Raw genomic sequence first — 26,052 nt, forward strand, 5'->3', positions numbered from 1 at the left:
TTTAGTGGAATATTTTTTCCAATACGTCAGCATAGCGGCACGCCAGCGCCCGTGCATCGTTTCAGCAGGCCACGCGGGCCGTGATGCCGAGGTATTTTTTTGCGCCTACCCTGTAGACTTGCGCCACCCATCAGCGCATCAGACGAACACGCCAGAAGGATTGCCCATGTCCCGCACCGATCCCGAGACCACCCTGGAAGAAACTGTCGCCAGCCCTCCGATCAATGCCGAACGCCTGTTGCAGCTGATCACCGACGAATACGAGAGCCTGCCGCGCCAGCTCAAGCGCATCGCCAGCTACATGAGCCAGCAGAGCGACCGGATCATGGTCGACCGCATCAGCGACATTGCCCGCGAATGCGAAGTGCACCCCTCGGCCATCGTGCGGTTCTCCCAGCGTTTCGGCTTCAGCGGGTTCAGCGAGATGCAGGCGCTGTTTCGCGAGGCGTATACCCACAAGACCACGCCGGTGCAGAACTACCAGCAGCGCATCCGCAGCATGATCGCCAACAAATCGCAGAAGGCCAGCGGCGGCGACCTGGCGCGCGAATGCGTCAACGCGACCCTCTCCGGCATCGAGCGCCTGGGCCTGGAGCTGGACGATACTGCCTTCGAAAAAGCCGTGGACCTGGTGGTCAATGCCGACAACATCTACGTGGTCGGCGTGCGTCGCTCCTTTGCGGTGGCCGACTACCTGGTCTACAACCTGCAGCACACCAACAAGCGCATCCACCTGATCTCTGGCCTGGGCGGCAGTTATCGCGAGCAGATGCGCAGTGTGCGCGCCAACGACCTGGTGATTGCGATCAGCTTTACGCCCTACGGCAAGGAAACCCAGCACTGCCTGCGCATCGCCCAGCATCATCAGGCCAAGACCCTGATCATCACCGACAGCAACCTGTCACCGCTGGCCAAGCGCGCGAATGCGGTGCTGTTGGTCAATGAAGGTTCGTCGTTTGCTTTCCGCTCGCTGAGCGCCACCTTGTGCTTGTGCCAGGCGCTGTTTATTGCGGTGGCGTATCGGTTGGAATTGAAGGTGGATGAGATTCATGAGCAGGTCGGGTTCGACGACTGACGCGCTCCTACAGTAATTGCGCCAGGGCCCGGCCGTGGAAGCGGATCTGCGCGAGGGTCAACGCGGTGTAGCCGATAATCACGGCGGGCGGCAACGTCACATCGACGCAAAACTTGCCCAACGGTTGCAAGCTCAGCCCGGCGTTGGCGGCGCGGTCGCAGAAGTCCGCCTCTTGCACACCGGCCGGCAACCACAGCACGAAATGCAGCCCGGCCTGCTGGCCACTGACCGTGACGCCCTCCGGCAGGCAGGCGAGCAAGGCATCCCGCCGCGCCTGATACGCCTGGCGCGAAGCCCGCAGGTGCCGCACGAAGGCACCGCTGCCAAGAAGTTCCACCAAGCCCAACTGATCGGTTGCGCCCACTGAATGCCCGGTCAGTTGCAAGGTGCGCAGCAGTGCCGGGCGCAGGACCTTGGGCACCACCATGAAGCCGACCCGCAAGCCGGGAAACAGGTTTTTGTTGAAGCTGCCGCAATAGAGCACGCGGTCGTTCGAATCCAGGGACTTGAGCGCTGCCAGGGGTGCGCTGTTGTAGTTGTACTCGCTGTCGTAGTCATCCTCCACCACCCAGGCATTCGCCCGGCTCGCCCAGTCCAACAGTGCCAGGCGACGTGACACCGACAGGGTCACGCCCAGCGGCGCCTGGTGCGCGGGACTGACATAAGCCAGCCGTGCGTGCTCGGGGAGCTGGTCGGTATCGAGCCCTTCGGTGGTGACCGCGATCGCCTGGACCCGCGCCCCCGCGAGGCCGAACAGACGCCGCGCCGGTGTGTAGCCGGGGTCTTCGACGCAGGCGGTGTCGCCTGGCTGGAGCAGCGTGCGCGCAATCAGGTCAAGGCCATGGCGAATGCCCGTGGTGACGATCACTTCATCTGCCTCGCACTGCATGCCGCGATAGCGGCGCAGGTAATCGGCGATCAGTTCGCGCAAGGCCGGCAACCCGCCGGGGTGTGCAGCCTCCAGCACACCGGGGCCTGCCGCCAGCAACCCGCGGGAGAGACAGCGCGCCCAGGTTTTCAGGTCGAACAGGCTGGCATCCGGGCGTCGGGCGACAAAGGGCACGTGGCTCTGCACGCCGGCGTGAGGTAAGTCGGGCTCAACCGGTCGGCGCAAGTTTTGCTTGGCCACCGGGGCGGCGATGAACTGCTCCGGAATCACCGCACAGACCCGCGTGCCGGAGCCGGCCACACGCTGCACATAGCCTTCGCTGTGCAAACGGTCAAAAGCGGCCTCAAGGGTGCCACGTGAGACCTGCCAGCGCTCGGCCAGGCTGCGGGTCGACGGCAAACGACTGCCTGCAGGCAACTGTCGAGCCAGGATCGCCTCGCGCAACGCCTCGTAGGCGCCCTGCTGCTTGCCTGTATCCAGCGTATCGGGGCGCGGCAGGTCAAGGTTGGAGGCAGCTTTTCCGCGGCTCATAGTGGTCCAGTCATCCATGGCATAAGTGGTCCTGAGGATTAAACCACAAAGTCGCTAGAGTCCTGGCTCTACTCATTGCGAAGAAACCCGCCCATGACTCAACGCCTTCTCGCTCCCTGGTTCTGGCTGACGTTGCTGACGGTCCTGGTGGGCCTGCCGCGCCTCACCCTGGATTTGCATTTGCCCGCCCTGCCCGCCATGGCCGACTACTTCCACACCCCGGACAGCCAGTTGCAACTGGTCCTGACCTTGTACACCCTCGGCTCGGCGATTTCCCTGCTGGTCAGCGGCCCGCTCACCGACCGCTTCGGCCGACGCCCGGTGCTGTTGGCCGGTTTGACGCTGTATGTGCTGGCGACCGTGACCTGCGCCCTGGCCGATAGCCTCGGCGTGCTGGTCATTGCGCGGCTGTTCCAGGCGCTCGGCGGGTGCTGCACCACGGTGATCGGCCGAGTGATCGTGCGCGATTATTTTGACCGCGATGAGCAGGCGCGCCTGCTGGGGTTGATCTCCATGGCGATGGCCGTATCGCCCATGGCCGCGCCGGTGCTCGGCAGCCTGTTATTGCCGCTCTTGGGTTGGCGTGGCTTGTTTGTATTGCTCGGGGTGATCGGCTGCGTGCTCTGCGTAATCGTCCAACGCCGCCTGCCTGAAACCCGCCCGCCGCAAGTGGCCGCCGCACCGCCCAGCCACTTGCTGCGCACCTACAGCCAACTGCTGCGCGACCGCTACTTCCTGCGTTATGCCTTGGCGATCGGCTGCGCGTACAGCACGTATTTTCCGTTTATCAGCGAGTCTTCGGCATTGCTGCAACGGGGCTTTGATTTGTCGCCGAGCGCCTACGCCCTAGTGTTTGCCGCGACAATCAGCGGCTATATGCTCGGCGCCAACCTGTTCCGGCGCCTGGTGCAGCGGTTCGGGGCCGACCGCCTGATCAGCGTCGCCATCGGCTTGAATGTGCTGGGCAGCATCTTGCTCGCGCTAGCCACGGCACTGCTGCCACAGGCGTGGCTGGCCATCGTGGTGCCGATGGTGGTGATCATGGTCTCGGTGGGCCTGACGATGCCTGCTTGCCAGCTGTCTGTGTTGCAGCCGTATGGGGCGATTGCCGGCACGGCGTCGGGGCTGTTCTTTTTTATCCAGATGTTTGTCACGGCGCTGAGCAGTTGGGTCACCGGATTGCTGTCGGACGGCACTTCCCACCCCCTGGTGATCATGACCTCGCTTGCCAGTGCATTACTGGTTACAAGCTGGCTGATCCTGCGCAGAACGCAAAGTGGGAGGGAACCAAGTCCCTCCCACTCTTCACCGAGCCAGGCTCGGGTTTAGTGCATAAAGATCGCGATCAGGATGATCAGCGGAATCGGCACGCCGAGGAACCACAGCAGTAATGAGCGCATCATATTCTCCTTAAGTGAACGGGCCTTGAATTAACGAACGTAGTTTTCGGTTTCGACATACACCACGGCATCCCGGCGGCGACCGCCGAAGGTAGCGGCGAAACTGGCGAAGAACGCACCGATCAACAGCGCCACGAAGGTCCACAGCGAGGTATAGGCAGCGACTTTCGCAGCGGTATCAGCGGCTTGCTTGGCCTTGAGCTTGGCGTCTTCGATGGCTTTACGGGCATCGCCGTAGACTTTGTCGATACGCGCTTCGGCATCGGCCTGGCTGAGGTTGGTGCGCTGGCTGATCAACTGGGCCAGGTAGGCACGGTCTTCGGCGGCCAGTTGGCCGTCGTTGCTCAGGGTGCGGGCAAAAATGCGGCCGACCACCGCGTGGGCGGCGTCATCGCTGACTGCGGCTGGGCGGTCATCGCGGAACAGGCTGTCGACGTAGTAGCCGAAGTCACCGCTGTCGGCACCCTGTGCTGCGCTGCCGGCCGCTTGGGTCATGCCACTGGCGGCGCCAGACGCGACACTGGCACCGACTTGCACGCCGCCGCTGACGACGCTGCTGACGGAACCGACCACCAACATCGCGGTGATCAGTGTCGCCACTGCCCAGGCCAGGAAGCCATGGGCGGTGTCGCGGAAGTACACCTCATCGCCATGCATATTGGCCCACTTCACCCGCAACCGACCGGCGATATAGCCGCCCAGGCCCGACGCAACGATCTGGGTAAAGGCCAGCCAGACAATCGTGGAAATTCCCAGGCCCTTGGCACTGATGCCACTGTCGGCCCACGGCGACACCGCCGAAAAGCCCAAGCCGAAGCCCAGCAGCACCAGTATTAATGACAAGGCAGCCGCCGCAGCGGCGCCGGCGAAGATCGCCCCCCAGGAAACCCCGGAGAGCGTGCTTGACTCTTGCAGCGTGGATGAGGATGTAATCATTGTTGTTTTGCTCCAGGCATGAAAAATGGTGTTACAAGTCTCAAAAGGGACAGTGCAGGCACCATGCCAGGCGCGTACAAAATTAAAGTCCTTATATTTCAGAAGCTTAGGAAATTTGAACTTATCCAACCCATGCAAGTTGCAAGAACTGTCTGCTGCAGGCGGGCGTTATGCATTCCCTGTGGGAGGGGGCTTGCTCCCACACTGGGTCGTGCCAGCCATGAATAGATGGCATTTCTACCTAGATGAAGTTTTATTTAGGAAACATTCAGCAACTTCTTGGCAAAATACCCGCACTTCTAGTGTGAACGCTCACCAGGTAATCCTATGACCCGCATTTTGACCATCGAGGATGACGCCGTAACGGCCCGCGAGATTGTCGCCGAGCTGAGTAGCCATGGACTGGATGTAGATTGGGTGGACAACGGCCGCGAAGGCCTGGTCCGTGCCGTCAGTGGTGATTACGACCTGATCACCCTCGACCGCATGTTGCCCGAACTGGATGGCCTGGCCATCGTCACCACCTTGCGCACCATCGGGGTGTCGACGCCGATCCTGATGATCAGCGCGCTCTCCGATGTCGACGAGCGCGTACGCGGCCTGCGTGCCGGGGGCGATGACTACCTGACCAAGCCGTTCGCCTCCGACGAAATGGCCGCCCGCGTCGAAGTGCTGCTGCGGCGCAAAAGCACGGTCAAGGAATTCGAGACCGCCCTGCGCGTGGCCGACCTGGAACTGAACCTGATCAGCCGCGAAGCCAGTCGTGCCGAGCAGCCGCTGACCCTGTTGCCTACCGAATACAAACTGCTGGAATTCCTGATGCGCAACACCGGGCAGATTCTCTCGCGGATGATGATCTTCGAAGAAGTCTGGGGTTATCACTTCGACCCAGGCACCAACCTGATCGATGTGCATATCGGTCGCCTGCGCAAGAAAATCGACCCTCCGGGCCTTACGCCGTTGATCCGCACGGTACGAGGTTCCGGTTATGTCATTGCTGAACCCCTCTAAGGGCTGGCGCTCATCCAGCAGCCGCTTGCTGGCGCTGTACAGTTCGTTGTTCGTGGCCTGGAGCTGCATCCTCATGGGGGTGCTGTACTACGAGGTATCAGGTTACCTGGGCGATTTGTCGCGCCACTCCCTGCTGCAGCGCCAGCATTTATTCCAGCGCTTCGACGGCGAAGAACTGGTGGAAGCCTTGACCACCAGCATGACCTTCGACATGAAGGGCGTGGACGCCTATGGCCTGTTCGATGAGCAATTTCGCCCCCTGAGCGGGCCGATCCGTACGGTGCCGGCCGACCTGCCTTTGGATGGCAAGATCCACGCGCTGGCCAACTGCGTCGAATCCGACGACCCGAAACTGCCCAAGGACAGTTGCGACGCCGTGGCCACCCGCACCGGCGACGGGCGCTGGCTGGTGCTGGTGCGCGCCAACGGCTCGTTGTTCGGCGTGACCCGGATCATCTGGCACGCCTTGCTGTGGGCGCTGTCGTTGACCATCATTCCCGGCGCTGCCGGCTGGCACCTGCTGCGCCGTCGCCCGCTGCGGCGGATTCGCGGGATCCAGGCCAGCGCCGAAGCCATCGTCGCCGGCGACCTGACGCACCGCTTGCCGCTGTCCAACCGCCGTGACGAGTTGGACATGCTCGCCGCCATCGTCAACGCCATGCTAGATCGCATCGAGAAGCTGATGAACGAGGTCAAGGGCGTGTGCGACGCCATCGCCCACGACCTGCGTACCCCGCTCACACGCCTGCGCGCACAGCTTTACCGCATCAAGCAGCAAGCCGAGGAAGACTCCGCCCACGCGGTAAAACTCGATGATGCGATAGCCGAAACCGACACATTGATGGCGCGCTTTCGCGGGCTGCTGCGCATTTCCGAACTGGAGGACCACCAGCGCCGCTCGGGCTTCCTGGTACTGGACCCGCTGCCGCTGCTGCGCGAATTGCACGACTTCTACCTGCCCCTGGCCGAAGAAGGTGAAATGGAGTTGGTGTTGCAGGCGCCCGAATCACTGCCGTGGATCACCGGCGACCGCGCGCTGTTGTTCGAAGCCTTGGCCAACCTGTTGAGCAACTCGATCAAGTTCACTCCGCCCAATGGCAAGGTGATCCTGCGGGCGGTCAACGATATGGGCAGCACCCGTATCGAAGTGCTCGATTCAGGGCCCGGGATTCCGGCGGCCGAACGCGCTTCGGTGTTCCAGCGCTTTTATCGGGTGGATGAAAGCGATCAGCACGGCGGTTTTGGCTTGGGGTTGTCGATTGTGGCGGCGATCATCAACTTGCACGGTTTCAAGCTCGACGTCGGCACCAGCGAACTGGGCGGCGCCCGGCTTGTACTGGAGTGCCGCCAGCAGTTGATACCTGACTAGGTCGTCGGGGCACAGAAAACCAAATGTGGGAGGGAGCGAGCCCGCTCCCACCTGGGTACCCAGCCATTGAGCGCTACAACACATTCCCCATGGCCTTGATCAACACCGGATCAAATGCATAGATATCCGGCGCGTAGACCAGGCTCCCCTGGCGATCCACCTCCACGGTCCAATACCCCAACAACACCGGTACTGGCGTGGCCAGCCTGAATTCATGGGTCACGCCAGTGGCCAGCAATTCATCGGTGCGGGTGCGCTCAGCCGGGGTTACCAGCAGGTCGCGCAGCAACAGCGGCTGCTCGACCCGCACGCAGCCGGAACTGAACGCCCGCGGCCCCTTGGTAAACAGCGGCTGGCTGGGGGTGTCGTGCAGGTACACGGAATACGGATTGGGGAAACGCATCACGATCTTGCCCAGCGGGTTACGCGGGCCGGCCTGCTGACGCAGCAGGATGTTGCCTGGGCGCGCCCAGTCAACCTGCTCGGGCGCCAGCGGGTGGCCTTCAGCGTCGAGCACTTGCAGGTTTTGCTGGCGCAGGTATTCAGGGTTGAGGCGGATGGCCGGGAGCTTGTCCTCGCGCATGATGGTCGGCGGAATGGTCCAGGTGGGGTTGAGGGTCAACCGTGTGATGCGCGACTTGAGCAACGGTGTCTGGCGTTCGGCGCGCCCGACCTGCAGGCGGGTTTGCCACACCGGGATGCCGCTCTGGTACACGCTCAGTTGCGCGGCCGCCACATTGACCACGACGCCTTCGGGTTCCAGGTCCTGGGCCAGCCAGCGGAAACGTTCCAGGTTGATGCGCAGTTGTTCGCGGCGCACCGCTGGGCTGATATTGAGCTCGGCCACGGTGCCCGCACCGATCACACCGTCGGCCTGCAAGGAGTGGCTGAGCTGGAACGCCTTCACCGCCTTGACCAACTCGCCCTGGTATTGCTTGCCATTGCCGGCGGGCAACTTGGCCAGGTAACCACCACTGTGCAGGCGCCGCGTCAGTTCCGGCACACGCGGGTCATCCATCCCCGGGCGCAACAAGGGGCCGTCGGCGACTGGCCCCCAATGGGGTAACGGTTGCTGGCGCACGCCGGCATAGACATTGCGCAGGCTGCGGTACAAATCGGCGCTGGGCCGCGCCTGGTCAAAGGCTTGAGCCATGTCTTGCAGGCCGGTGGCGGCAAATGCCAGCACGGCGACATTCGGGTCGTTGGCAGGCGGCTGGGCATGCCAGAGCGGTTCGAAGCGTGATTGCTGCAAGCGCCCATAATGCAAATCCTGCAGGGCCTGCAGGTACTGCTGGCTGGTCGCGATATCGCTGCACAGCACGTTAGCCGTGGCATCCACCGTGGGCAAGCTATAGTGGGTGGGGTCCAGGCCGTCGTCGGCGAGCATCAGCAGCTGGGTTTGCAAGGCTTTGCGGGGCTCGTCGGCCGACCACAGCGACGCATTGCCTTGCTGTTGGTAAAAGGCTTGCAGGCGCACCAACGCGGTGGCGTCGATCCGCGGGGCCAACTGGGGGCAGACGCTGGGCAACTGCGCCAAAGCCTGTTGCACGGGCGCCAGGTCGACCGGCGCCGGCATGGTCACCGGCAACGGCTCCAGCGGCGGTGCATCGGCCATGGCGACCAATGGTGCAACGAGCAGGCAAATGCTCAAGTAACATGCGTGTTTTTTGAACAATTGACTGAGCTCCACTCCACAGCTTGGGGATCGACTGTAGATGCTGACTTTTATGCGCCGCCTCGGAATAACCACCGTGGGCTTGATCACCGGGAGCCTGGCTTTACTGAGCAATGTTGCGTTCGCCGCCAATGGCCCCCCTCCTTCCTTGTATAGCAGCCTGGCGCGCTCGGCTCCAGAACTCAATCCCGCCGTGCTGAAAAGCGCCTTGAGCGCGGTGCAGTGCGCGGTCAGTAACGGCGAGGAACGTTCCGATCGCCTAGCGGTTATTGACTACTCCCAGCCCTCGACCGCTCGTCGCCTGTGGATCTTCGATCTGCGCAAACAGACCCTGGTGCTGCGTGACCTGGTGGCCCATGGAGCCAAGTCCGGGGAAAACTTCGCCACCCAGTTTTCCAACCTCGAGGGCAGCCACCAGTCCAGCCTGGGCTTGTTCCGCACCCAGGAAAGCTACCTCGGCACCCACGGCTACTCGCTGCGCATGGATGGCCTGGAACCCGGCTTCAATGACCTGGCGCGCGACCGTGCCATCGTGATCCATGCCGCCGACTACGTCAGCCCGTTGTGGAGCAAGCGCGAAGGCCGCATCGGCCGCAGCCAGGGTTGCCCGGCGGTGCGCCCACAGGTGGCGCGCCAGGTAGTGGACAAGCTCAAGGGTGGGCAGTTCATGTTCTCCTGGTACCCGGACCAGCGCTGGTTGAAGTCCTCAACCTACCTCAATTGCAAACCCCAACAGGTGGCGAGTAGTCGTACAATCCGTGGCGGATAGCCTGTCCCCACAGATAAAAGAGAGCGTCGCATGCTTCTACACACCTCCACCTGGATCGAAATCGGGCAGTTTCTGGAACGCAGTCGCACGGTGGTGATTCCCATCGGCTCCAACGAACAACATGGCCCTACCGGCCTGCTGGGCACTGACTGGATGTGCCCGGAGATCATCGCCCATGAGGCACAGAAAAACGCCGACATCCTCATCGGCCCGACCTTCAATATCGGCATGGCCCAACATCACCTGGGCTTCCCCGGCACCATCTCCCTGCGCCCTTCCACCTTTATCGCCGCGATTGGCGACTGGGTGCGCTCGCTGGCCGGGCATGGTTTCGAGAAGATCCTGTTTTTGAACGGCCACGGCGGCAATATCGCCACAATCGAAGCAGCGTTCTCCGAGCTGTACGCCGAAGCCAGCTTCGCCCGACGCCCGGCCGGCTTCGCGCTGAAGCTGGTCAATTGGTGGGACCTGGAAGGCGTAACGGACCTGGCCCACCGCCAATTCCCGGTCGGTCACGGCAGCCACGCCACGCCGTCGGAGATTGCGGTGACACAGTGGGCGTACCCGCAGTCGATCAAGTCGGCCGAGTACTCGCCGCAAATTGCCAATACCGGCCCGATCCGCGAGGCCCTGGACTTCCGCGCACGTTTCCCCGATGGGCGCATGGGCTCGGACCCGGCGCTGGCGACGGTGGAGAAAGGCGGTGAGCTGGTGGCATTGGCGGCGCAAGGGTTGATCAAGACGGTCGATAGTTTCAGCAACGAAGCCAAGCCCTGAGCCGAATGATGGTCCAAATGTGGGAGGGGGCTTACTTGCAGTCCTGGGCCGCCTGCTCAAGCCGCGACGGCTTGAGCGCCGAGGCCAGCGGTTTGCGCTCATACAGGAACACCTTGGTGCCGTCCTGGGACTTGTAGGCCTCCAGCACATCATCGGCAGCAATCTTGCTGGTCAACAGCACCTTGGCGTGGCGCGAGTTCTGCGTCACGGTGGAGGTGATGCCGTGTTTTTCCAGCTTGGGCAATACGCACTGCACATAGCCTTCAGGGGTCTTGGCGGTTTGCAGGGTCAGTGAGGGAGCATTCGGAGCAGTGATACATCCGGTCAGCGACAAAACAGCGAAGGCCAGGGCCGGGGCAAAAAAAGAGCGCATACAGATTCCTGAAAATAACCAATAGGGTTTACATCCATTCGCGGGTCAACCTGCGCGAACCAGGGCCTTGAGCGATACGTCAAATTGCTTCAGGGCGTCTTGCTGGACATCGCGTTGTTGCTCGATCAGCGCGGCGATCTCAGGCGCCGCCTTGTCGTGCACCCACACCGACGGTACTTGCTTGCCCACCGAGCCCTCAGCCTTGGCGATGTAACGCAGGTTCGCATCATAGAAGCGTGCGGCAAAGCGCGCCTCGACCCGATCGTTACGCTGGGTCAGCAATTGGTTATGGGCATCGAGCACCACCACCACGTCCGGATGTGCCTGCACCAGGGCATCCAGGCTGCTATAGACCGTCACCGAGAGAAAAGTGCCCTGTAGCGAATTCATCAACCAGTCGATGGCCAGTTCCGGATCGGAGCTGTTGACGAACGCCTCGCGTATCCGCCCATCCAGCGCGTCCTTGGCGCCGTTCAGCGCCATGGCGTGGTAGCGCTCAAGGTAATTGAGGTTCTCGCGAGTGTTTTCGCTGAACAACACTCCCACCGACTGGGCGCGCTGCAGGGAGTCTACGCCAGCAGCAAGTGGCAGCAAATGGCCTGTACGCAGTTCATCGGCAATCGCCGGGGTGGTCATGGCCGCCGTGCCCAGCATCAGGGCCATTAGTGCAAACTGGATAATCGTCCTCATCGCGCATTTCCTTGAACCGCGTTTCGATGTGCAGATTCTGCGCGATTGGCGAAAAAACAGAACTTGTGATCCTTGATGGTGACTATCATTTGAACCGATAGTGTCAGGCAGCCGATAAAATCTATAAGGACCCGCCATGAAGCCCTACCAGAAAACCTTCGACCGCATCCGCGAAGCCGTACTGCCGGAGTTTCGCGAGCGGGTCGCCGATTACCTGGTCGATTATGAAAACGTGTTGCTGGACCCAAGCGCCGATGCTGAACAACGCTCGGCCAGCGCCCAACAACTACGCGGCTACCTGCGGGGCTTGAACACCACACGGGTGCTGGGCATGGCCCACTGGGAGGACCTCGACCGACGTATCGAGCAAGAGTGGCAGCTAGAGCACAGGCCGTTGCAGGTTGACCCACTCCTGCACTGACGGCCGTTGCCACTGGCGCTGCGCGTACACCACCAGCTCGGTCGGTACGGCGTCGCCGTTGAGGACCAGGCGATTAAGCATCACCGCCAGGTCCACATCGGCAATTGACCATTCGCCAAACAAATGCTTAGGGTTGCCTGCCAGAAGTGCCTGAGCAGCAGTGATCAACTTGCCCGCAGCAGCCTGAGCCACCGGCGATAAAGGCGGCATCTTCTGCCCGCAGAACACCACCAGCGTCGAGCGCTCCTGGCGGATCGGCAGCAAATCGCTGCGCAGCCAGGCCTGGACCTGTCGCGCCCTTGCCCGCTGCTGCAGATCAGTTGGGTAAACACTGGGCCCGGGGTAGGCCTGCTCCAGGTATTCCGTGATGGCCGAAGACTCCGATAGTGCGAAGTCACCCTCCTCCAGGGTGGGTACCCGTTGGGTCAGGGAGCGCAGGGTGAAATCTGCTGTCTGGTGCTGCCCGGCATCCAGGTCAAGGGTGACGGTTTCGAATGCCAGGCCTTTCTCCCGCAGGGCAACGTATACCGACATGGCGTAAGGGCTGGTAAACAGCGAATCAACGTAGAGGCGCAGCGGGCGTTGGCTCATGGGGCGATCTCCAAGGATGAATCATCACGCTACGAGATCCGGGCCAAGAAAGACAATGCCGGGTTTTTATGGGGGCATTCCTGGCGGGAATAGCGGCTTATGGCTACCTGCTGATATTCAGGGACTAGCTACCTATATGACCTATGTCTTCAAGAGCTGTAGTTTTTTCAAAATAGCCACACAGATGCATGCATCCTGGAAAGCCGTGCCCACCGAAGAAAAAATGGTGGTCTGGCTTTGGTACTCACGGTGTTCTGCCTGAAGCATTTCAGGAATCGAAACCGCATGACGGTGATAACCTCCCGCTTCTCTGATAGCCGCCTCTCTATCCTCAACCAGCAGTATCGAGCGGGGCACAAGCTCAAGTGGAAACTCACGAGACACTGGGGTGTGCTTGCCTATGGCGTTCACATGCGCGCCCTGCACGACATCATCTGCAGAAAACAGCGGCTCAGCACAGGTTGTGGCGGTACACACTATGTCAGCACCACAAAGCGCGGCGCGTGCATCCTCGCAGCCATGGAATACCACGCGGCGCCCATACTTTTCGGTCGCGTGATCGATAAAGTTCCCTACATTGTCCTTGCTACGGGAATACACAGCTACGCGTCCGATATTCCTTACGCATAACATCGCATCAAGCGCGGCAGCGGCCTGGTCTCCGGTGCCAATCACAGCAAGTGTTTTCGAGTTCTTGCGTGCCAGCAGATCAGTCGCGAGCCCCGCAGTGGCTCCCGTGCGCAGTGCGGTAATAGTGGCGGCGTCAAATTGCGCTTTAACCTCCCCCGTTGCGCCATCTTGAACGATAATAATCCCATTAATGGACTTGCGTCCTCTGCGCCTATTAAACACATGATGGGAAACCACCTTTACGATAAATAAATTATCGCGCATGGAATAGTAAGGCATTACACCAAACGTGGCGTCTTGCTCACCCACTCTTAGCAAAGTCCGAGGCGGATGCTGATCCGCCCCGTCATGGCAGGTATAACCTGCGTACAATGCACTAATGGCCTCACTCATACTGAGCACATGATGTATAGCCGTCTCAGTCATAACTTGCATATCGACCTCTTGGCATGGCGATTAGATCCCAATTAAAAAACTACGCTCACAGGATAGAAATATCTCTCCTGAGGCCTTTACCCCTTTGGTCCTTACCGTAACAATCCCTTGCCCGGGCCTGCTTTCAGAACGGCGTTTTGCAATGACTTCGCTTTCGGCATAGATCGTCTCCCCCACAAATACCGGCGCCAAAAGCCGCACTTTATCCCACCCAAGGTTTGCAATACCTTTGCTACTGGTACTGGCTAAACTCATCCCCCCCACTATCGAAAATGTGACAAGACTGGACACCAAGACAGCACCAAATTCCGTATCCTCTGCATACTCCGAATTAATGTGCAGCGGGTGATCATTCATACAGACCAAAGACATCCATACATTATCAGTTTCAGTAATTGTTCGTCCTGGCCTGTGTTCATAAACATCGCCTATCTCAAAATCACCAAAACTGAGCCCATGATCCTCGCGATAACGCCCAGGCGAAATTTCAACCAACTTGCTTAATGCTTTATAGTAGTTACCCTCAATACTCATATAACCCCCTTACTATCTTTGCTCAACACCAACTGATGAGTGGCAATCAGCTTTTTCGCCAAATGCTCGAAGGGCGGTCCAACCATCTCACCGTCGACAGAGGCTATAGCAGTAGGCAACTCGGACGCGTTCAGACTGGCAATAATAGCGTTGGCCTTTCTCAATTCTTCTTGCGTAGGCGAAAACAATGTATTGATCAATCCAATCTGCGCTGGATGAATTGCAATTTTCCCCGAATACCCGAGCGCCTTGGCCGACTCAATTTCATCCGCCAGTTGTGTTTTACAACTCAAGTTAAAGCAAGGCGTATCAATTACTTTCAAGCCTGCACTCAGCGCCGCCAGCGCCACCTCACACTTTATCTGCATCAATGCGGCTTTAGAGATACGAAAGCTGATTTCAGCGGATAAATCTGCGCTGCCCAAAATCACGCCGCACAGGTTGACTGAGTCATTAATAATTGCATCAATGCCGCGCAAGCCTTTTAACGTTTCAATAATTCCAAAGATCTTCGTATGCGCGCCGGTAACCGATATCAACTCACCCAGGATGCGTAATTCACCGGGAGACTCCACCTTGGGAATGACCAAGTACTTAGGAACAATATTGTTATCCATCAAAAACACCAAATCCCTGACACCTTCCGGCCTGGATAGCGCATTCACTCTGATGGCGAGATCGTACTGGCGCCAGATGTCACTCTCGAATGATAAAAGCCTTTCGCGGGCGACCTGCTTCTTGCTTTCGGGTATGGAATCTTCCAAGTCCAACAGCACGATATCCGCCGCAGACTGGAAAATTTTCTCTTCAAGCCCATCCTTTAAGGCGGGGATACACAACCAACTTCTAGCCAGCCTATCCATATCAAATCCTTTTTATTGACAATAGAATCATCACCACCGCACCCAAGCTCCCCAGACCAAGGGCAAGCAGTGCCACAATGTGCATTCCAAAAGGAATGGCCAGTGACGCCAACGCTCCAAACAATAGTGCGACCAACTGCTGTAAAAAACTAAACAGCATCATTGACTCTATACCTGGGTATTTTTTTACCGCCATAGACGCAACGCAGGGATACATCAGCGCCTGGGCATACCACACTGCAAAATACGCCGCGATCGCAATGTGTCGATCCATGTACTTCAAGGTGGTTAATAAAAACAGCACGATCGCGACAGCCAGCACACTGACGCCCACCACTGAGAGCGCATGAACGCTCATCGATTTCAGTGCATGCCTTGCCGTCAGCGCCCCGAGGAGGTAGGCCAGTCCCAGCCATACGCCCAACATTCCGTATTGGGCGCTCCCCCACCCCAGAAGCCGATCAAAGACATAAACGCCCACTCCCTGATATACGACAAACACTCCATAGCCACACCCACCGACTAAGACGGGCATATAAAACGAGGGCTGGCTTAGGCAGGCGTAACCTGAGCCTCTTACCCGCCGCCGGCTGTCGGTATCAAGTTCAGACAATGCTTGCCTTGCAGGTAACACTAAGGCTGCCGAGACAAACGAACCAAAGGCCATGACAACGGCAACCGCTTCCCAGCGAAAAAATGCAACCAGGGAACCACCTACGACTTGCCCTACTATCAGTGCAAAAACAAAGGAATAGGACAATAGTGACAAACTTCTCGCCAAGCGCGCCCCCGAAAAGTTTTCAGACAACAAGGCCCGTGCTATCAAAGCAGCGCCGCCGGCTCCAAAGCCTTGAAGCAGCCTGGAAAGGTAGAAACTTGTATCGTCACACGCCCACGCGGACAAAAGACTTGCGCTAAAAAACAGGCCGCAAAATCCGAGTAGAACGGCTGAACGGCCAAACATACGAATAATTGGGGCAGCCAGTATAATTGGGGCCACAGCGCCCCCCAAATACATCAGCAGGGAATTGTACCCTTCAGTCTCACTCATACTCAGCGCTGTAACAATATCAGGCATGGCCGGTAAATAGAGAGTCACGCCCGATTGCGCCATCATTGTCGTACTGCAGGCTAACATCAGCATTTTTGTACTTGGCTGCACTTTACATTCTCCAGATACATTTGACCTGCACTGAAACCTAGAGCACTGAGTTCACCGCGCTACAAAACCGCACAAGGTCAGCGTCCCGAAGATTGGCCCGCAACATGATTCGCAAGCCGGGCGAATCCCTGGCAACCACCGGATAAAATAAAGGAGACGTGTAAAAGCCTTCGTGCATCAAAGCTGCCGCAGCGGAAATGGCGTGAACTTCGTCGACCATAGGGATCAAGCGTATTGGAAGCCCGTCGCCGATGGCGGCACTTGGTACAAGTTGATCAAACCTGTTTATATTTTTTGCCAGCCTTTCTTGCAGAATATCTATCTCACTGCATGCATGTATTTTAATTGACGCTAATATCGCGCCCAACCCCGCCGTATTGATTCGTTGAGACCACGAGAGAGGCCCCCCAAAGCATAACAGTCTTGAGCTGTTAATCGAACTCTCAAAGAAGATAGCGCCGCCAGAGCCACCAAACCCCTTATTCAGTGACGCAATGATCATTGTATTAGCATTCAACCCATCCATTGCTTCAAGGACCACGCCTCGCCCTTTTTTGCCCTTGATGGACAAGCCATGGGCTTCATCATACAAGACAAACAGGCCATACTTGTCTTGCAGACCCATCAGGTCCTTGATTTTGGCCACCCCTCCCGTGCTGTACACACCATCTGCAATATAAGCAACGCGTGGATTTTTCCTGCAGCAATCCTCCAGAAAGTCCAGATCGTTATGCGGAGAAGTCAGCACCTGTGTTTCATCTGCACAAATGGGTTTCATCAGGTTCAAGCAGAAGTGCGCCGACCGATCAAATACCATTAAGGGCGATTGACCCTCGGTAAAAAAGCCTGCGGCCAATAATGGCAGTACAGCGCAAGCGGCCGCGGCACACGATGAAGTGGTTAACGCATTAACGGAAAATAACTCAGAGAGGGATGATTCCACGTCCTCCAGCAATGGCAGTTTAATTCTAACCCTGGAAGTTGAAGAGTTCAGCACCCCGGCCCCCCTTAACGCCGATAGACTGCCTTCCAATATTTTCGGATTCGAATCCAGGCCAAGATAGGAGTAGGAGCACATATTAATGAATGTCCTATCCGCGGCCTCCATTAACCCATCACCTTTATGCTCAGCGACAACTCCGCTCATTCCTGCTTTATGTGTGCGATCCCAAAAAGGCTCACCCACCGCGAAAATCTTTCGAATATTCGAATAACTGTTCATGCATCTACCTATCCATGTTGAGGATGACAAGTCAGTAGTAATACTTGAACATGCAGGAGAACTTTACAAGCAGGCAAGATATGGGATTCAGCCCAAAACTTTGTAGGCCAATTCCTCAAATAACTATGATGCTCTTCAATGAGGTGGACGGCTTATCGCATAGACTCAAACCGATGCCGGGCCATTGGTATGGATAAGCTCGATGAAAAGGGACACGCGGATAGCCGGGTGCCCCTGATACGCCTACCCCGCAAACCCTCCTTCATTCAGAAACGCCTGTTCTGCGGCTGTCGTAGCCCTGCCCAACACTGCATTACGATGAGGAAAGCGCCCGAACCGCTCAATGATAACGGCATGCTCCTTGGCCCAGTGGTAGGTATTGGCATCCAACTGCTGGTTGAGCGTCAGCGAGCGTTGCTGGTCCTGCGCAACTTCCGAGTGTTCAAACGGCAGATAACAGAACGCACGCAACTGGGGTTCGATCTGTTGATCCAGGCCAGCGTCCACCATCTGGTGCGCATACAAACGCGCCAGGGGATCGGTGGCGAACATATGCGCGGTGCCGCGAAAGGCGTTACGCGGGTATTGGTCCAGCAGGATCAATAACGCGAGCGCACCGTCGGCACCGGTCAGCCAATCTTCCAGTTCGCGTCGTGCGGCCTGCATATGGGTGGCGTAGAAGGTGTCGCGAAAAACTGTGTCGAAGCCATCGTCCTTGGCGAACCAACGCTTGGGCCCCGCCTGTTTCCAGAATTCGATCACGGCCTCGGCCGATTGCGTCTTCATGCTGATCATCATGCGCCTCAATAAATGTTATAGGATAACGTCAATTATTTGCCCGCTTGCGATTCCCTGCTTATGACTGACGCTACTACCTTACGCCAACGCCTGCAGTCCATCGACGCCCTGCGCGGCCTGGTGATCCTGTTCATGCTACTGGACCATGTGCGCGAAACCTTCCTGCTGTATCGCCAGGTCAGCGACCCGATGAGCATTGATAGCACCGAGCCTGCGCTGTTTGTCAGCCGCACCCTGGCCCATCTATGCGCGCCGGTATTTGTGCTGCTCACCGGCTTGTCGGCCTGGCTGTATGGCCAGAAATACCAGGGCCGGCGCGACGTTTCGGCGTTTTTGTTCAAGCGCGGGCTGTTTTTGGTGGTGCTGGAGTTCACCTTGGTCAACTTCGCCTGGACGTTCCAGTTGCCGCCCACAGTGATCTATATGCAGGTGATCTGGGCAATCGGCGTGAGCATGATCGCCCTCGCCGCCCTGGTGTGGTTGCCGCGTGCGTTGCTGATCAGCCTGGCCCTGGTGATCATTGCCGGGCATAACCTGCTCGATGCAGTGCACTTCGCCCCGGGATCGACGTTGCAGGTGGCGTGGTCGATCCTGCATGAACGCAGTTGGATCCAGGTGTCTGAAAACCTGCGGCTGCGCGTGACCTACCCGGTGTTGCCGTGGATCGGCGTGATTGCCCTGGGCTACGGTCTGGGTCCCTGGTTTGCCAATGTCACACCGCCGGCCACACGTCAGCGTTATCTGTTGGTGGCAGGGTTGGGCGCACTGATGGGTTTTGTGTTGTTGCGGGCGGTCAACGGGTACGGCGACAAGCCTTGGCAGGCGTATGACAGCGGCGTGCAGACACTGATGAGCTTCTTCAACATTACCAAGTACCCGCCTTCGCTGTTGTTCCTGGCGTTGACGCTGGGCATTGGCTTGTTGGTACTGCTGGCGTTCGAACGTGTCGGGCATAAACGCTGGATCGGTGTACTGGCCGTGTTTGGTGCCGCGCCGATGTTCTTCTACCTGTTGCACCTGTATGTGCTGAAAATACTGTATGTGGCCTGTGCTGCGTTGCTTGGGCTCAACCACGGCAATTATTTCGGCTTCGACAGCATCGGCGCGGTGTGGCTGGCCGCGCTGTTGCTGCCGCTGGCGTTGTACCCGCCCGTGCGCTGGTTTGCCGCGCTCAAAGCGCGTCGGCGCGACATCGTCTGGCTCAAATATCTCTGACTATCGCTACTCCAAATGTGGGAGGGGCTTGCCCCCGATAGCCATAGGTATCTACACAACTTTGTAGGCTGTAGCAGCCGACGGTAACTACGATGCGAAGCGAGTCGCTCTTGATCTTGATCTGCTTTTGATCTTAGGCGCCCCGTTAAACCACGCTGGCCGGAATTCGACAGGGGTTTGGGGGGTAAACCGGCAGGGATGCCGGTTTAGCCGCCCCGCGCCATGGATGGCGCGTGGCGGCGACCCCTCAAATCCCTGGCGAATTACGGGCACACCGAGCCTGAGCGAGGTGCCGAGTGGTGGGGCAAGAGCCTTTTGGTTACTTTTGGGCTCTTTTCAAAAGTGACCCGCTGTAAAAGCGGAACCAATAGCAGCCATTACCGCAGGAACGGATATGTACGCGGTCTGACCCGAGATCCTGGTCGGCTTTAAGGCCGCCTTCGCAGGCAAGCCAGCTCCCACATTTGGATCGCGGTGCGTCAGCTCGATCAGCGTCGGCTGTCAGTCCGTCACGGGAGCAAGCTCCCTCGCCACAGGTCCAGCGTCACCCCAAAGTTGTGTAGATACCTATGCCCCGATAGCGGTGGGTCAGCCAATGGATTTGGTACTGAAACTCCGCCATCGGGGGCAAGCCCCCTCCCACATTTTTAATCCGTGTCAGGCCAATTCGGCACGCAGTTGGCGCGCGGCGGTGACCATGTGAATAAGCGCCGCTTCGGTCTCAGGCCAGCCCCGCGTCTTCAACCCACAATCGGGATTGACCCACAGGCGCTCTGCCGGAATCCGCTTGGCGGCCTTGCGCAGTAAGTTGGCCATCTCCGACGCATCCGGCACCCGTGGCGAGTGGATGTCATACACCCCCGGCCCGATTTCATTCGGGTAAGCGAAGGCTTCGAACGCGTCGAGCAACTCCATATCCGAACGCGAGGTTTCGATGGTAATCACGTCGGCATCCATCGCCGCGATGGACTCGATTACATCATTGAACTCGCTGTAGCACATGTGGGTGTGGATCTGGGTTTCGTCACGCACACCACAGGCGCACAGGCGGAACACCTCGGTGGCCCAGTCAAGGTAGTGCTGCCACTGCGCCTGGCGCAACGGCAAGCCTTCACGGAATGCGGCTTCGTCGATCTGCACGATCTTGATCCCGGCCGCCTCCAGGTCCAGCACTTCGTCACGAATCGCCAGGGCCAGTTGCCGTGCCTGCACTTCGCGGCTCACGTCTTCCCTTGGGAACGACCACATCAGCATGGTCACCGGGCCAGTCAGCATGCCCTTCATCACTTTGTCGGTCAGGCCCTGGGCGTAGCGGATCCACTCAACCGTCATGGCTTTCGGGCGGCTCAGATCACCCACAATCACCGCCGGTTTCACACAGCGCGAACCATAGCTCTGCACCCAGCCGAAACGGGTGAACGCGTAGCCATCCAGTTGTTCGGCGAAGTACTCGACCATGTCGTTACGCTCGGCTTCACCGTGCACCAGCACGTCCAGCCCGAGGTGTTCCTGGACCTCGACGGCGTGCTTGATCTCACTGTGCATGGCCTCGACGTATTCGGCTTGGCTCAACTTGCCGGCCTTGTAAGACTGGCGTGCCAGGCGGATCGACGCGGTTTGCGGGAACGAACCGATGGTGGTGGTCGGGAACAGCGGCAGATCCAGGCCGGCCCGTTGTTTCGCGATGCGTTGGGCAAATGGCGAGTGGCGCTGGCTGTCTTGGGCGGTGATGGCGGCGATACGGGCTTGAACGGCAGGCTTGTGGATCCGTGGCGAAGCCGCGCGGGCCGCTTGAATGGTGCAGCTCTGCGCCAAGGCAGCAACTACGTTGGGCGCCTCGGGCTGATCGACGGCCTGGGCCAGCACCGCCACTTCCGCACACTTCTGCACAGCGAAGGCCAACCAACTTTTCAGCTCGGCATCCAACTGGTCTTCACGGCCAAGGTCCACAGGGCTGTGCAGCAACGAGCAGGACGGCGCAACCCACAGGCGATCACCCAATTTCTCGTGGGCATGCTGCAAGGTGGCCAGGGCTTTTTCCAGGTCGCAGCGCCACACGTTGCGGCCATTGACCACGCCCAGGGACAACACTTTATAAGCCGGTAGGCGGTCGAGGATGGTCGGGTACTGGTCCGGCGCTCGCACCAGGTCGATGTGCAGGCCATCCACTGGCAGGTTGGCGGCCAGACCGAGGTTTTCCTCCAGGCCTCCGAAGTAGGTCGCCACCAGCTTTTTCAGCGGATCACGCTGGATCAGGTTGTAGGCACGCTCAAACGCGTTCTTCCATTCCTGCGGCAAATCGAGCACCAGGATCGGCTCGTCGATCTGCACCCACTCCACGCCCAGGTCCGCCAGGCGCTGGAAGATCTGGCCGTACAGCGGCAGCAGGCGCTCGAGCAGATCGAGCTTGTCGAAGTCAGCACCCTTGGCCTTGCCCAGCCACAGGTAGGTCAGCGGGCCGATCACGACTGGCTTGACGGTGTGGCCGAGGTCACGGGCTTGCTTGACCTCTTCGAACAGTTGGTCCCACCCCAGGTGGAACTGCTGGTCGGCGCTGAACTCTGGCACCAGGTAGTGATAGTTGGTGTCGAACCACTTGGTCATCTCCTGGGCGTGGGCGCCGCCGCAGCAGCTGTCACTGACCCCACGGGCCATGGCGAACAGGGTGTGCAACGTGGCCTGGCCATCGGCCGGGCGGAAGCGCTCGGGGATCACGCCGAACATCAGCGAGTGGGTGAGCACCTGGTCGTACCAGGCGAAATCACCGGCGGGCAGCAGTTCGATGCCGGCCTGTTTTTGCAGCTCCCAATGGGTCTTGCGCAAGTCACGGCCCACGGCACGCAGACCGGCCTCGTCGAGCTCGCCCTTCCAGAACGCTTCCTGCGCTTTTTTCAGTTCACGATCGCGTCCAATGCGCGGAAATCCCAGGGAATGAGCGACTGCCATGACTTACAACTCCAATGTCGGTATTTATGGCAGCCATTGTCGGCAGGCGACAATAGTGAGACAAACTCATTTTATTCTAGATCATCACAAGATTCGCTCATGTTTGCAGCGCGGTCATCCTAACGAACCGTAATACTCAAGCCCTATGCTCAAGCACGGCGCGCAAAAACCGCCCACTAACCTTTCGATCTGTTCCAAGTGCGGGCACAATGCGTGTCCTTTTTTGGCAGGCACCGCCGCAGGCTCTCAAAAATGATCAAAACGCCGTATTACCTCATCGATAAACAGAAGCTTCTGGTCAACATGCAGAAGATTGCCTACGTGCGCGAGCAGTCCGGCGCCAAGGCTCTGCTGGCGCTCAAGTGCTTTGCCACCTGGTCGGTGTTCGACCTGATGCAGCAATACATGGACGGCACCACCTCGTCGTCGCTGTATGAGTTGAAGCTCGGCCGCCAGAAGTTCGAAGGTGAAGCGCACGCCTACAGCGTGGCCTGGGCCGACGATGAAATCGAAGAGATGCTGGAGAACTGCGACAAGATCATCTTCAACTCCATCAGCCAGCTGCAGCGGTTTGCCGAGCGTTCCGAGGGCAAGACCCGCGGCCTGCGCGTGAACCCGCAGGTGAGCAGCTCCGACTACCTGCTGGCCGACCCGGCGCGCCCGTTCAGCCGCCTGGGCGAATGGGACCCGGTGAAGATCGACGGCGTGATCGAGCAGATCTCCGGCTTCATGTTCCACAACAACTGTGAGAACGGCGACTTCAGCCTGTTCGACAAGATGCTTGGCACCATCGAGGAACGTTTCGGTGACCTGCTGCACAAGGTCAAGTGGGTCAGCCTCGGCGGCGGCATCCACTTTACCGGTGAAGGCTATGCGCTGGACGCGTTCTGCGCGCGCTTGAAGGCGTTCTCCGAGAAGTACGGCGTGCAGGTGTACCTGGAACCGGGGGAAGCTGCGATCACCAACAGCGCCTCCCTGGAAGTCACCGTGCTCGACACTCTCTACAACGGCAAGCACCTGGCCGTGGTCGACAGCTCCATCGAAGCCCACCTGCTGGACCTGCTGATCTATCGCCTCAATGCCAAGCTGGCGCCAAGCGAGGGTGAACACACCTACATGGTGTGCGGCAAATCCTGCCTGGCCGGGGACATCTTCGGCGAGTATCAATTCGATCGTCCGCTGGTCATCGGCGATCGGCTGTCGTTCATCGACACCGCAGGCTACACCATGGTCAAGAAAAATTGGTTCAACGGCCTGAAAATGCCGTCCATCGTAGTGAAACAACTCGACGGTACAGTCGAGGTGGTTCGTGAATTTGGTTACGACGACTACCTGTCCAGCCTTTCCTAAGCTGGCGGATATAGGAGAAATAAAGCAATTGAAAAAGAACGTTCTTATCATTGGTGCAGGAGGTGTCGCCAAGGTGGTGGCCCACAAGTGCGCGCAGCACAACGACGAACTCGGTCGTATTGCTATCGCGTCGCGCAACATCTCCAAATGCCAGGCCATCATCGACAGCGTCAAGGTTAAGGGTAGCCTCAAGGTACCCGCCGATATCCAAGCCTTTGCGCTGAACGCCCTGGACGTGGAAGCGACCAAGGCCCTGATCCGCGAGACTGAGTCGCAGATCGTCATCAACGTCGGCTCCGCGTTCCTTAACATGTCGGTACTGCGCGCCTGCATCGATACCGGCGTGGCCTACCTCGACACCGCCATCCACGAAGAGCCGGGCAAGGTCTGCGAGACCCCGCCGTGGTACGGCAACTACGAATGGAATCACCTGGAAGAATGCAAACAGAAGAACATCACCGCCATCCTTGGCGTGGGCTTCGACCCAGGTGTCGTCAACGCGTACGCCGCGCTGGCGCAGCAACAGCATTTCGACCGCATTGACTCGATCGACATTCTCGACGTCAATGCCGGCTCCCATGGCAAATACTTCGCTACCAATTTCGATCCGGAAATCAACTTCCGCGAATTCACCGGGCAGGTGTGGAGCTGGCAGAACAGCCAGTGGACCAGCAACACCATGTTCGAAGTCAAACGCACCGACGTCCTGCCGGTAGTTGGTTCGCAGAACCTCTACCTCACCGGCCACGATGAAGTGCACTCGCTGTCGAAAAACCTCGACGTGCCCAACGTGCGTTTCTGGATGAGCTTCGGCGAACACTACATCAACGTGTTCACCGTACTGAAAAACCTCGGCCTGCTCTCCGAGAAGCCAGTCAAGACCGCCGAAGGCCTGGAAGTGGTGCCGTTGAAAGTGGTCAAGGCCGTGCTGCCCGACCCGTCTTCGCTCGCCCCGGGCTACACCGGCAAGACCTGCATCGGCGACCTGGTCAAAGGCACCAAGGATGGCCAGCCGCGTGAAATATTCATCTACAACGTGGCTGATCACGAAGAGGCGTATGCCGAGACCGACAGCCAGGGCATCTCCTACACCGCAGGCGTTCCACCGGTCGCTGCTGCGCTGCTGGTTGCGCGTGGCGAGTGGGATGTGAAGCACATGGCCAACGTTGAGGAACTGCCGGCTGAGCCGTTCCTGAAAGCGCTGGATGTGATGGGCTTGCCGACCCGGATCAAGGACGAGAACGGTGATCGCGCTTGGGATGCGATTGCCTGATAGGCGATAGCTGACCACACAAAACTGTGGGAGGGGGCTTGCCCCCGATAGCGGTAGATCAGTCACAGCTGTATTGACTAACACACTGCAATCGGGGGCAAGCCCCCTCCCACATTTGGTTTTAGGGGGTCTGTTATTCCAAGTTCCGCGCCGAGTTACTCAGCGCTCGCGAACATTGCAACAACGCCGGCGCCAACTGCCGCTCGGCATCCGCCCTGCTCCACCGACTGGTCGGCGCCACCACATGCACCGCCGCCACCGGGCGGCCATTGGCGCCCAGCACTGGCGCACCGATGGTCATATCGCCCAGGAACAGCTCCTGGCCATTCACTGCATAGCCCTGTTCGCGTACCTGTTGCAACGATTCCAGAATCTGCCCGACGTCAGTCAACGTCTGGCTGGTGTGCGCAATGCGCTGGCTGTTTTCAATCAACACCAACGCCTCCTCCTGCGGCAACGCGCTCAAATACGCCCTTCCCGACGCCGTGCAATACATCGGCACCCGCGAACCGATCGGCATGTGCACCGGCACAAACCCTGAGCTGACGAAACGCGCGATATAGGTCATGTCGTAGCCCGCAGGCTCGGTGAGGCATGACGTCTCGCCGGTCAACCGCGTCAGCTCCGACAGAAACGGGTTGGCCACCTCGATCAACGAATGCGCATCCAGGTAACTGAACCCCAGCTCCAGCACCCGAGGTGTGAGTTGGTAATGCCGTGTGCGCGAGTGTTTCCGAAGGTAACCCAGGCTTTCGAGGGTAAACACCATGCGCTGGGCCGAGCTTTTGGACATGCCGGCGGCCTCGGCCACCTCTGCAAGGCTCATGCTACGGCGCTGGGCGCTGAATGCCTTGAGCACCGACAGGCCTTTTTCCAGGGATTGGTTGTGCAAACTGTTGCGGTCTTCGGGCATGGCGAACTCGCGGGCAGGTCAATCAGGCGTGGCGATATTTCTACCTTAAAAGCTGCGAAATGACCACAAGATATCGCATAGCGATACGATAAGTTCATTTTTCAAACTTTAGTAGGTCATTTACGATTTATCCGATTCAAAATGGCATAGAGCTTGCGGTTTTATCGGCAGTCGCTTGCGCTACTGACTTCTGTTTTCCTTATG

Annotated in this window: 24 protein-coding genes; 10 read left to right on the forward strand and 14 right to left on the reverse strand. The window is 58.8% G+C overall.

The window, feature by feature from the left end; translation table 11 throughout:
* The first annotated feature begins 166 nt into the window (after positions 1-166).
* Entirely contained in the window at positions 167-1,075 is a 909-nt protein-coding gene (locus TU73_RS04615; protein ID WP_043050572.1) for a MurR/RpiR family transcriptional regulator, read from the forward strand.
* A 7-nt stretch (positions 1,076-1,082) separates the two neighbouring features.
* Here the strand turns inward: TU73_RS04615 and pdxR are convergent, their stop codons facing one another.
* Positions 1,083-2,495, reverse strand: coding sequence for a MocR-like pyridoxine biosynthesis transcription factor PdxR (gene pdxR / locus TU73_RS04620; RefSeq protein WP_057011326.1), 1,413 nt, complete (start codon positions 2,493-2,495; stop codon positions 1,083-1,085).
* Between the two features lie 93 nt (positions 2,496-2,588).
* Here pdxR and TU73_RS04625 point away from each other — a divergent pair, with 93 nt between their 5' ends.
* Entirely contained in the window at positions 2,589-3,824 is a 1,236-nt protein-coding gene (locus TU73_RS04625) for a multidrug effflux MFS transporter (RefSeq protein ID WP_057011191.1), read from the forward strand.
* 101 nt (positions 3,825-3,925) lie between these two features.
* Here the strand turns inward: TU73_RS04625 and TU73_RS04630 are convergent, their stop codons facing one another.
* Positions 3,926-4,831, reverse strand: coding sequence for a hypothetical protein (locus TU73_RS04630; protein ID WP_057011192.1), 906 nt, complete (start codon positions 4,829-4,831; stop codon positions 3,926-3,928).
* A gap of 327 nt (positions 4,832-5,158) precedes the next feature.
* Between TU73_RS04630 and TU73_RS04635 the strand changes: the two genes are divergently transcribed.
* Together TU73_RS04635 and TU73_RS04640 are read left to right on the forward strand one after the other, a co-directional pair.
* Positions 5,159-5,842, forward strand: a complete 684-nt coding sequence (locus TU73_RS04635; protein ID WP_005787712.1) for a response regulator transcription factor — start codon at positions 5,159-5,161, stop codon at positions 5,840-5,842.
* Positions 5,820-7,211, forward strand: coding sequence for a sensor histidine kinase (locus TU73_RS04640; RefSeq protein ID WP_057011193.1), 1,392 nt, complete (start codon positions 5,820-5,822; stop codon positions 7,209-7,211). The genes TU73_RS04635 and TU73_RS04640 overlap by 23 nt, the downstream gene beginning before the upstream one ends.
* Positions 7,212-7,284: 73 nt before the next feature.
* On the opposite strand, the gene TU73_RS04645 is transcribed toward TU73_RS04640, so the two are convergent.
* Positions 7,285-8,886 carry a L,D-transpeptidase family protein gene (locus TU73_RS04645; protein ID WP_057011194.1) on the reverse strand — a complete coding sequence of 534 codons (1,602 nt, stop codon included), beginning with the start codon at positions 8,884-8,886 and terminating at the stop codon, positions 7,285-7,287.
* A gap of 40 nt (positions 8,887-8,926) precedes the next feature.
* On the opposite strand from TU73_RS04645, the gene TU73_RS04650 reads away from it, so the two are divergent.
* Together TU73_RS04650 and TU73_RS04655 are read left to right on the forward strand one after the other, a co-directional pair.
* Positions 8,927-9,655 carry a murein L,D-transpeptidase catalytic domain family protein gene (locus tag TU73_RS04650; protein ID WP_057011195.1) on the forward strand — a complete coding sequence of 243 codons (729 nt, stop codon included), beginning with the start codon at positions 8,927-8,929 and terminating at the stop codon, positions 9,653-9,655.
* A 30-nt stretch (positions 9,656-9,685) separates the two neighbouring features.
* Positions 9,686-10,432 (forward strand): creatininase family protein, encoded by a 747-nt coding sequence (locus TU73_RS04655; protein ID WP_043050566.1) that lies wholly within the window; start codon positions 9,686-9,688, stop codon positions 10,430-10,432.
* A 31-nt stretch (positions 10,433-10,463) separates the two neighbouring features.
* On the opposite strand, the gene TU73_RS04660 is transcribed toward TU73_RS04655, so the two are convergent.
* Both TU73_RS04660 and TU73_RS04665 read right to left on the reverse strand, forming a co-directional pair.
* Entirely contained in the window at positions 10,464-10,805 is a 342-nt protein-coding gene (locus TU73_RS04660; RefSeq protein WP_057011196.1) for a hypothetical protein, read from the reverse strand.
* 45 nt (positions 10,806-10,850) lie between these two features.
* The gene (locus TU73_RS04665) at positions 10,851-11,495 is read right to left on the reverse strand and encodes a hypothetical protein (RefSeq protein WP_057011197.1); all 645 of its coding nucleotides are present in this window, start codon (positions 11,493-11,495) and stop codon (positions 10,851-10,853) included.
* Between the two features lie 136 nt (positions 11,496-11,631).
* Between TU73_RS04665 and TU73_RS04670 the strand changes: the two genes are divergently transcribed.
* Positions 11,632-11,916 carry a hypothetical protein gene (locus TU73_RS04670; RefSeq protein WP_057011198.1) on the forward strand — a complete coding sequence of 95 codons (285 nt, stop codon included), beginning with the start codon at positions 11,632-11,634 and terminating at the stop codon, positions 11,914-11,916.
* On the opposite strand, the gene yfcF is transcribed toward TU73_RS04670, so the two are convergent.
* The 7 genes from yfcF to TU73_RS04705 all read right to left on the reverse strand — a co-directional run bounded on the left by yfcF (position 11,875) and on the right by TU73_RS04705 (position 18,139).
* A complete protein-coding gene (gene yfcF, locus TU73_RS04675; protein WP_057011199.1) occupies positions 11,875-12,507 on the reverse strand; it encodes a glutathione transferase in 633 nt (210 codons plus the stop codon). The genes TU73_RS04670 and yfcF overlap by 42 nt on opposite strands.
* Positions 12,508-12,648: 141 nt before the next feature.
* The gene (locus tag TU73_RS04680) at positions 12,649-13,572 is read right to left on the reverse strand and encodes an ornithine cyclodeaminase family protein (protein ID WP_057011200.1); all 924 of its coding nucleotides are present in this window, start codon (positions 13,570-13,572) and stop codon (positions 12,649-12,651) included.
* A gap of 21 nt (positions 13,573-13,593) precedes the next feature.
* On the reverse strand, positions 13,594-14,106 hold the full coding sequence (locus TU73_RS04685) for a MaoC family dehydratase (RefSeq protein WP_057011201.1): 513 nt from the start codon (positions 14,104-14,106) through the stop codon (positions 13,594-13,596).
* Positions 14,103-14,969, reverse strand: coding sequence for an HpcH/HpaI aldolase/citrate lyase family protein (locus TU73_RS04690; RefSeq protein ID WP_057011202.1), 867 nt, complete (start codon positions 14,967-14,969; stop codon positions 14,103-14,105). Before TU73_RS04690 ends, TU73_RS04685 begins: the two co-directional genes overlap by 4 nt.
* 1 nt (position 14,970) lies before the next feature.
* The gene (locus TU73_RS04695) at positions 14,971-16,131 is read right to left on the reverse strand and encodes an MFS transporter (RefSeq protein ID WP_156421198.1); all 1,161 of its coding nucleotides are present in this window, start codon (positions 16,129-16,131) and stop codon (positions 14,971-14,973) included.
* 37 nt (positions 16,132-16,168) lie between these two features.
* Positions 16,169-17,353: an aminotransferase class I/II-fold pyridoxal phosphate-dependent enzyme gene (locus TU73_RS04700; RefSeq protein ID WP_057011204.1), complete on the reverse strand. Its 1,185-nt coding sequence runs from the start codon at positions 17,351-17,353 to the stop codon at positions 16,169-16,171.
* A gap of 243 nt (positions 17,354-17,596) precedes the next feature.
* Complete coding sequence (locus TU73_RS04705; RefSeq protein WP_057011327.1) at positions 17,597-18,139, reverse strand: DUF924 family protein; 543 nt, start codon at positions 18,137-18,139, stop codon at positions 17,597-17,599.
* A gap of 72 nt (positions 18,140-18,211) precedes the next feature.
* Between TU73_RS04705 and TU73_RS04710 the strand changes: the two genes are divergently transcribed.
* Entirely contained in the window at positions 18,212-19,366 is a 1,155-nt protein-coding gene (locus tag TU73_RS04710; protein ID WP_057011205.1) for an acetyltransferase domain-containing protein, read from the forward strand.
* A gap of 657 nt (positions 19,367-20,023) precedes the next feature.
* On the opposite strand, the gene metE is transcribed toward TU73_RS04710, so the two are convergent.
* Positions 20,024-22,312, reverse strand: coding sequence for a 5-methyltetrahydropteroyltriglutamate--homocysteine S-methyltransferase (metE, locus tag TU73_RS04715; protein WP_057011206.1), 2,289 nt, complete (start codon positions 22,310-22,312; stop codon positions 20,024-20,026).
* A gap of 252 nt (positions 22,313-22,564) precedes the next feature.
* On the opposite strand from metE, the gene TU73_RS04720 reads away from it, so the two are divergent.
* Both TU73_RS04720 and TU73_RS04725 read left to right on the forward strand, forming a co-directional pair.
* Positions 22,565-23,662: a carboxynorspermidine decarboxylase gene (locus TU73_RS04720; RefSeq protein WP_057011207.1), complete on the forward strand. Its 1,098-nt coding sequence runs from the start codon at positions 22,565-22,567 to the stop codon at positions 23,660-23,662.
* Between the two features lie 28 nt (positions 23,663-23,690).
* Entirely contained in the window at positions 23,691-24,935 is a 1,245-nt protein-coding gene (locus tag TU73_RS04725) for a saccharopine dehydrogenase family protein (protein WP_057011208.1), read from the forward strand.
* 133 nt (positions 24,936-25,068) lie between these two features.
* Here TU73_RS04725 and TU73_RS04730 read toward each other — a convergent pair whose 3' ends face one another.
* Positions 25,069-25,848 carry an IclR family transcriptional regulator gene (locus tag TU73_RS04730; RefSeq protein ID WP_057011209.1) on the reverse strand — a complete coding sequence of 260 codons (780 nt, stop codon included), beginning with the start codon at positions 25,846-25,848 and terminating at the stop codon, positions 25,069-25,071.
* Positions 25,849-26,052 lie beyond the last annotated feature (204 nt).

Source organism: Pseudomonas libanensis (genome assembly GCF_001439685.1).
GTDB classification, from domain to species: domain Bacteria; phylum Pseudomonadota; class Gammaproteobacteria; order Pseudomonadales; family Pseudomonadaceae; genus Aquipseudomonas; species Aquipseudomonas libanensis.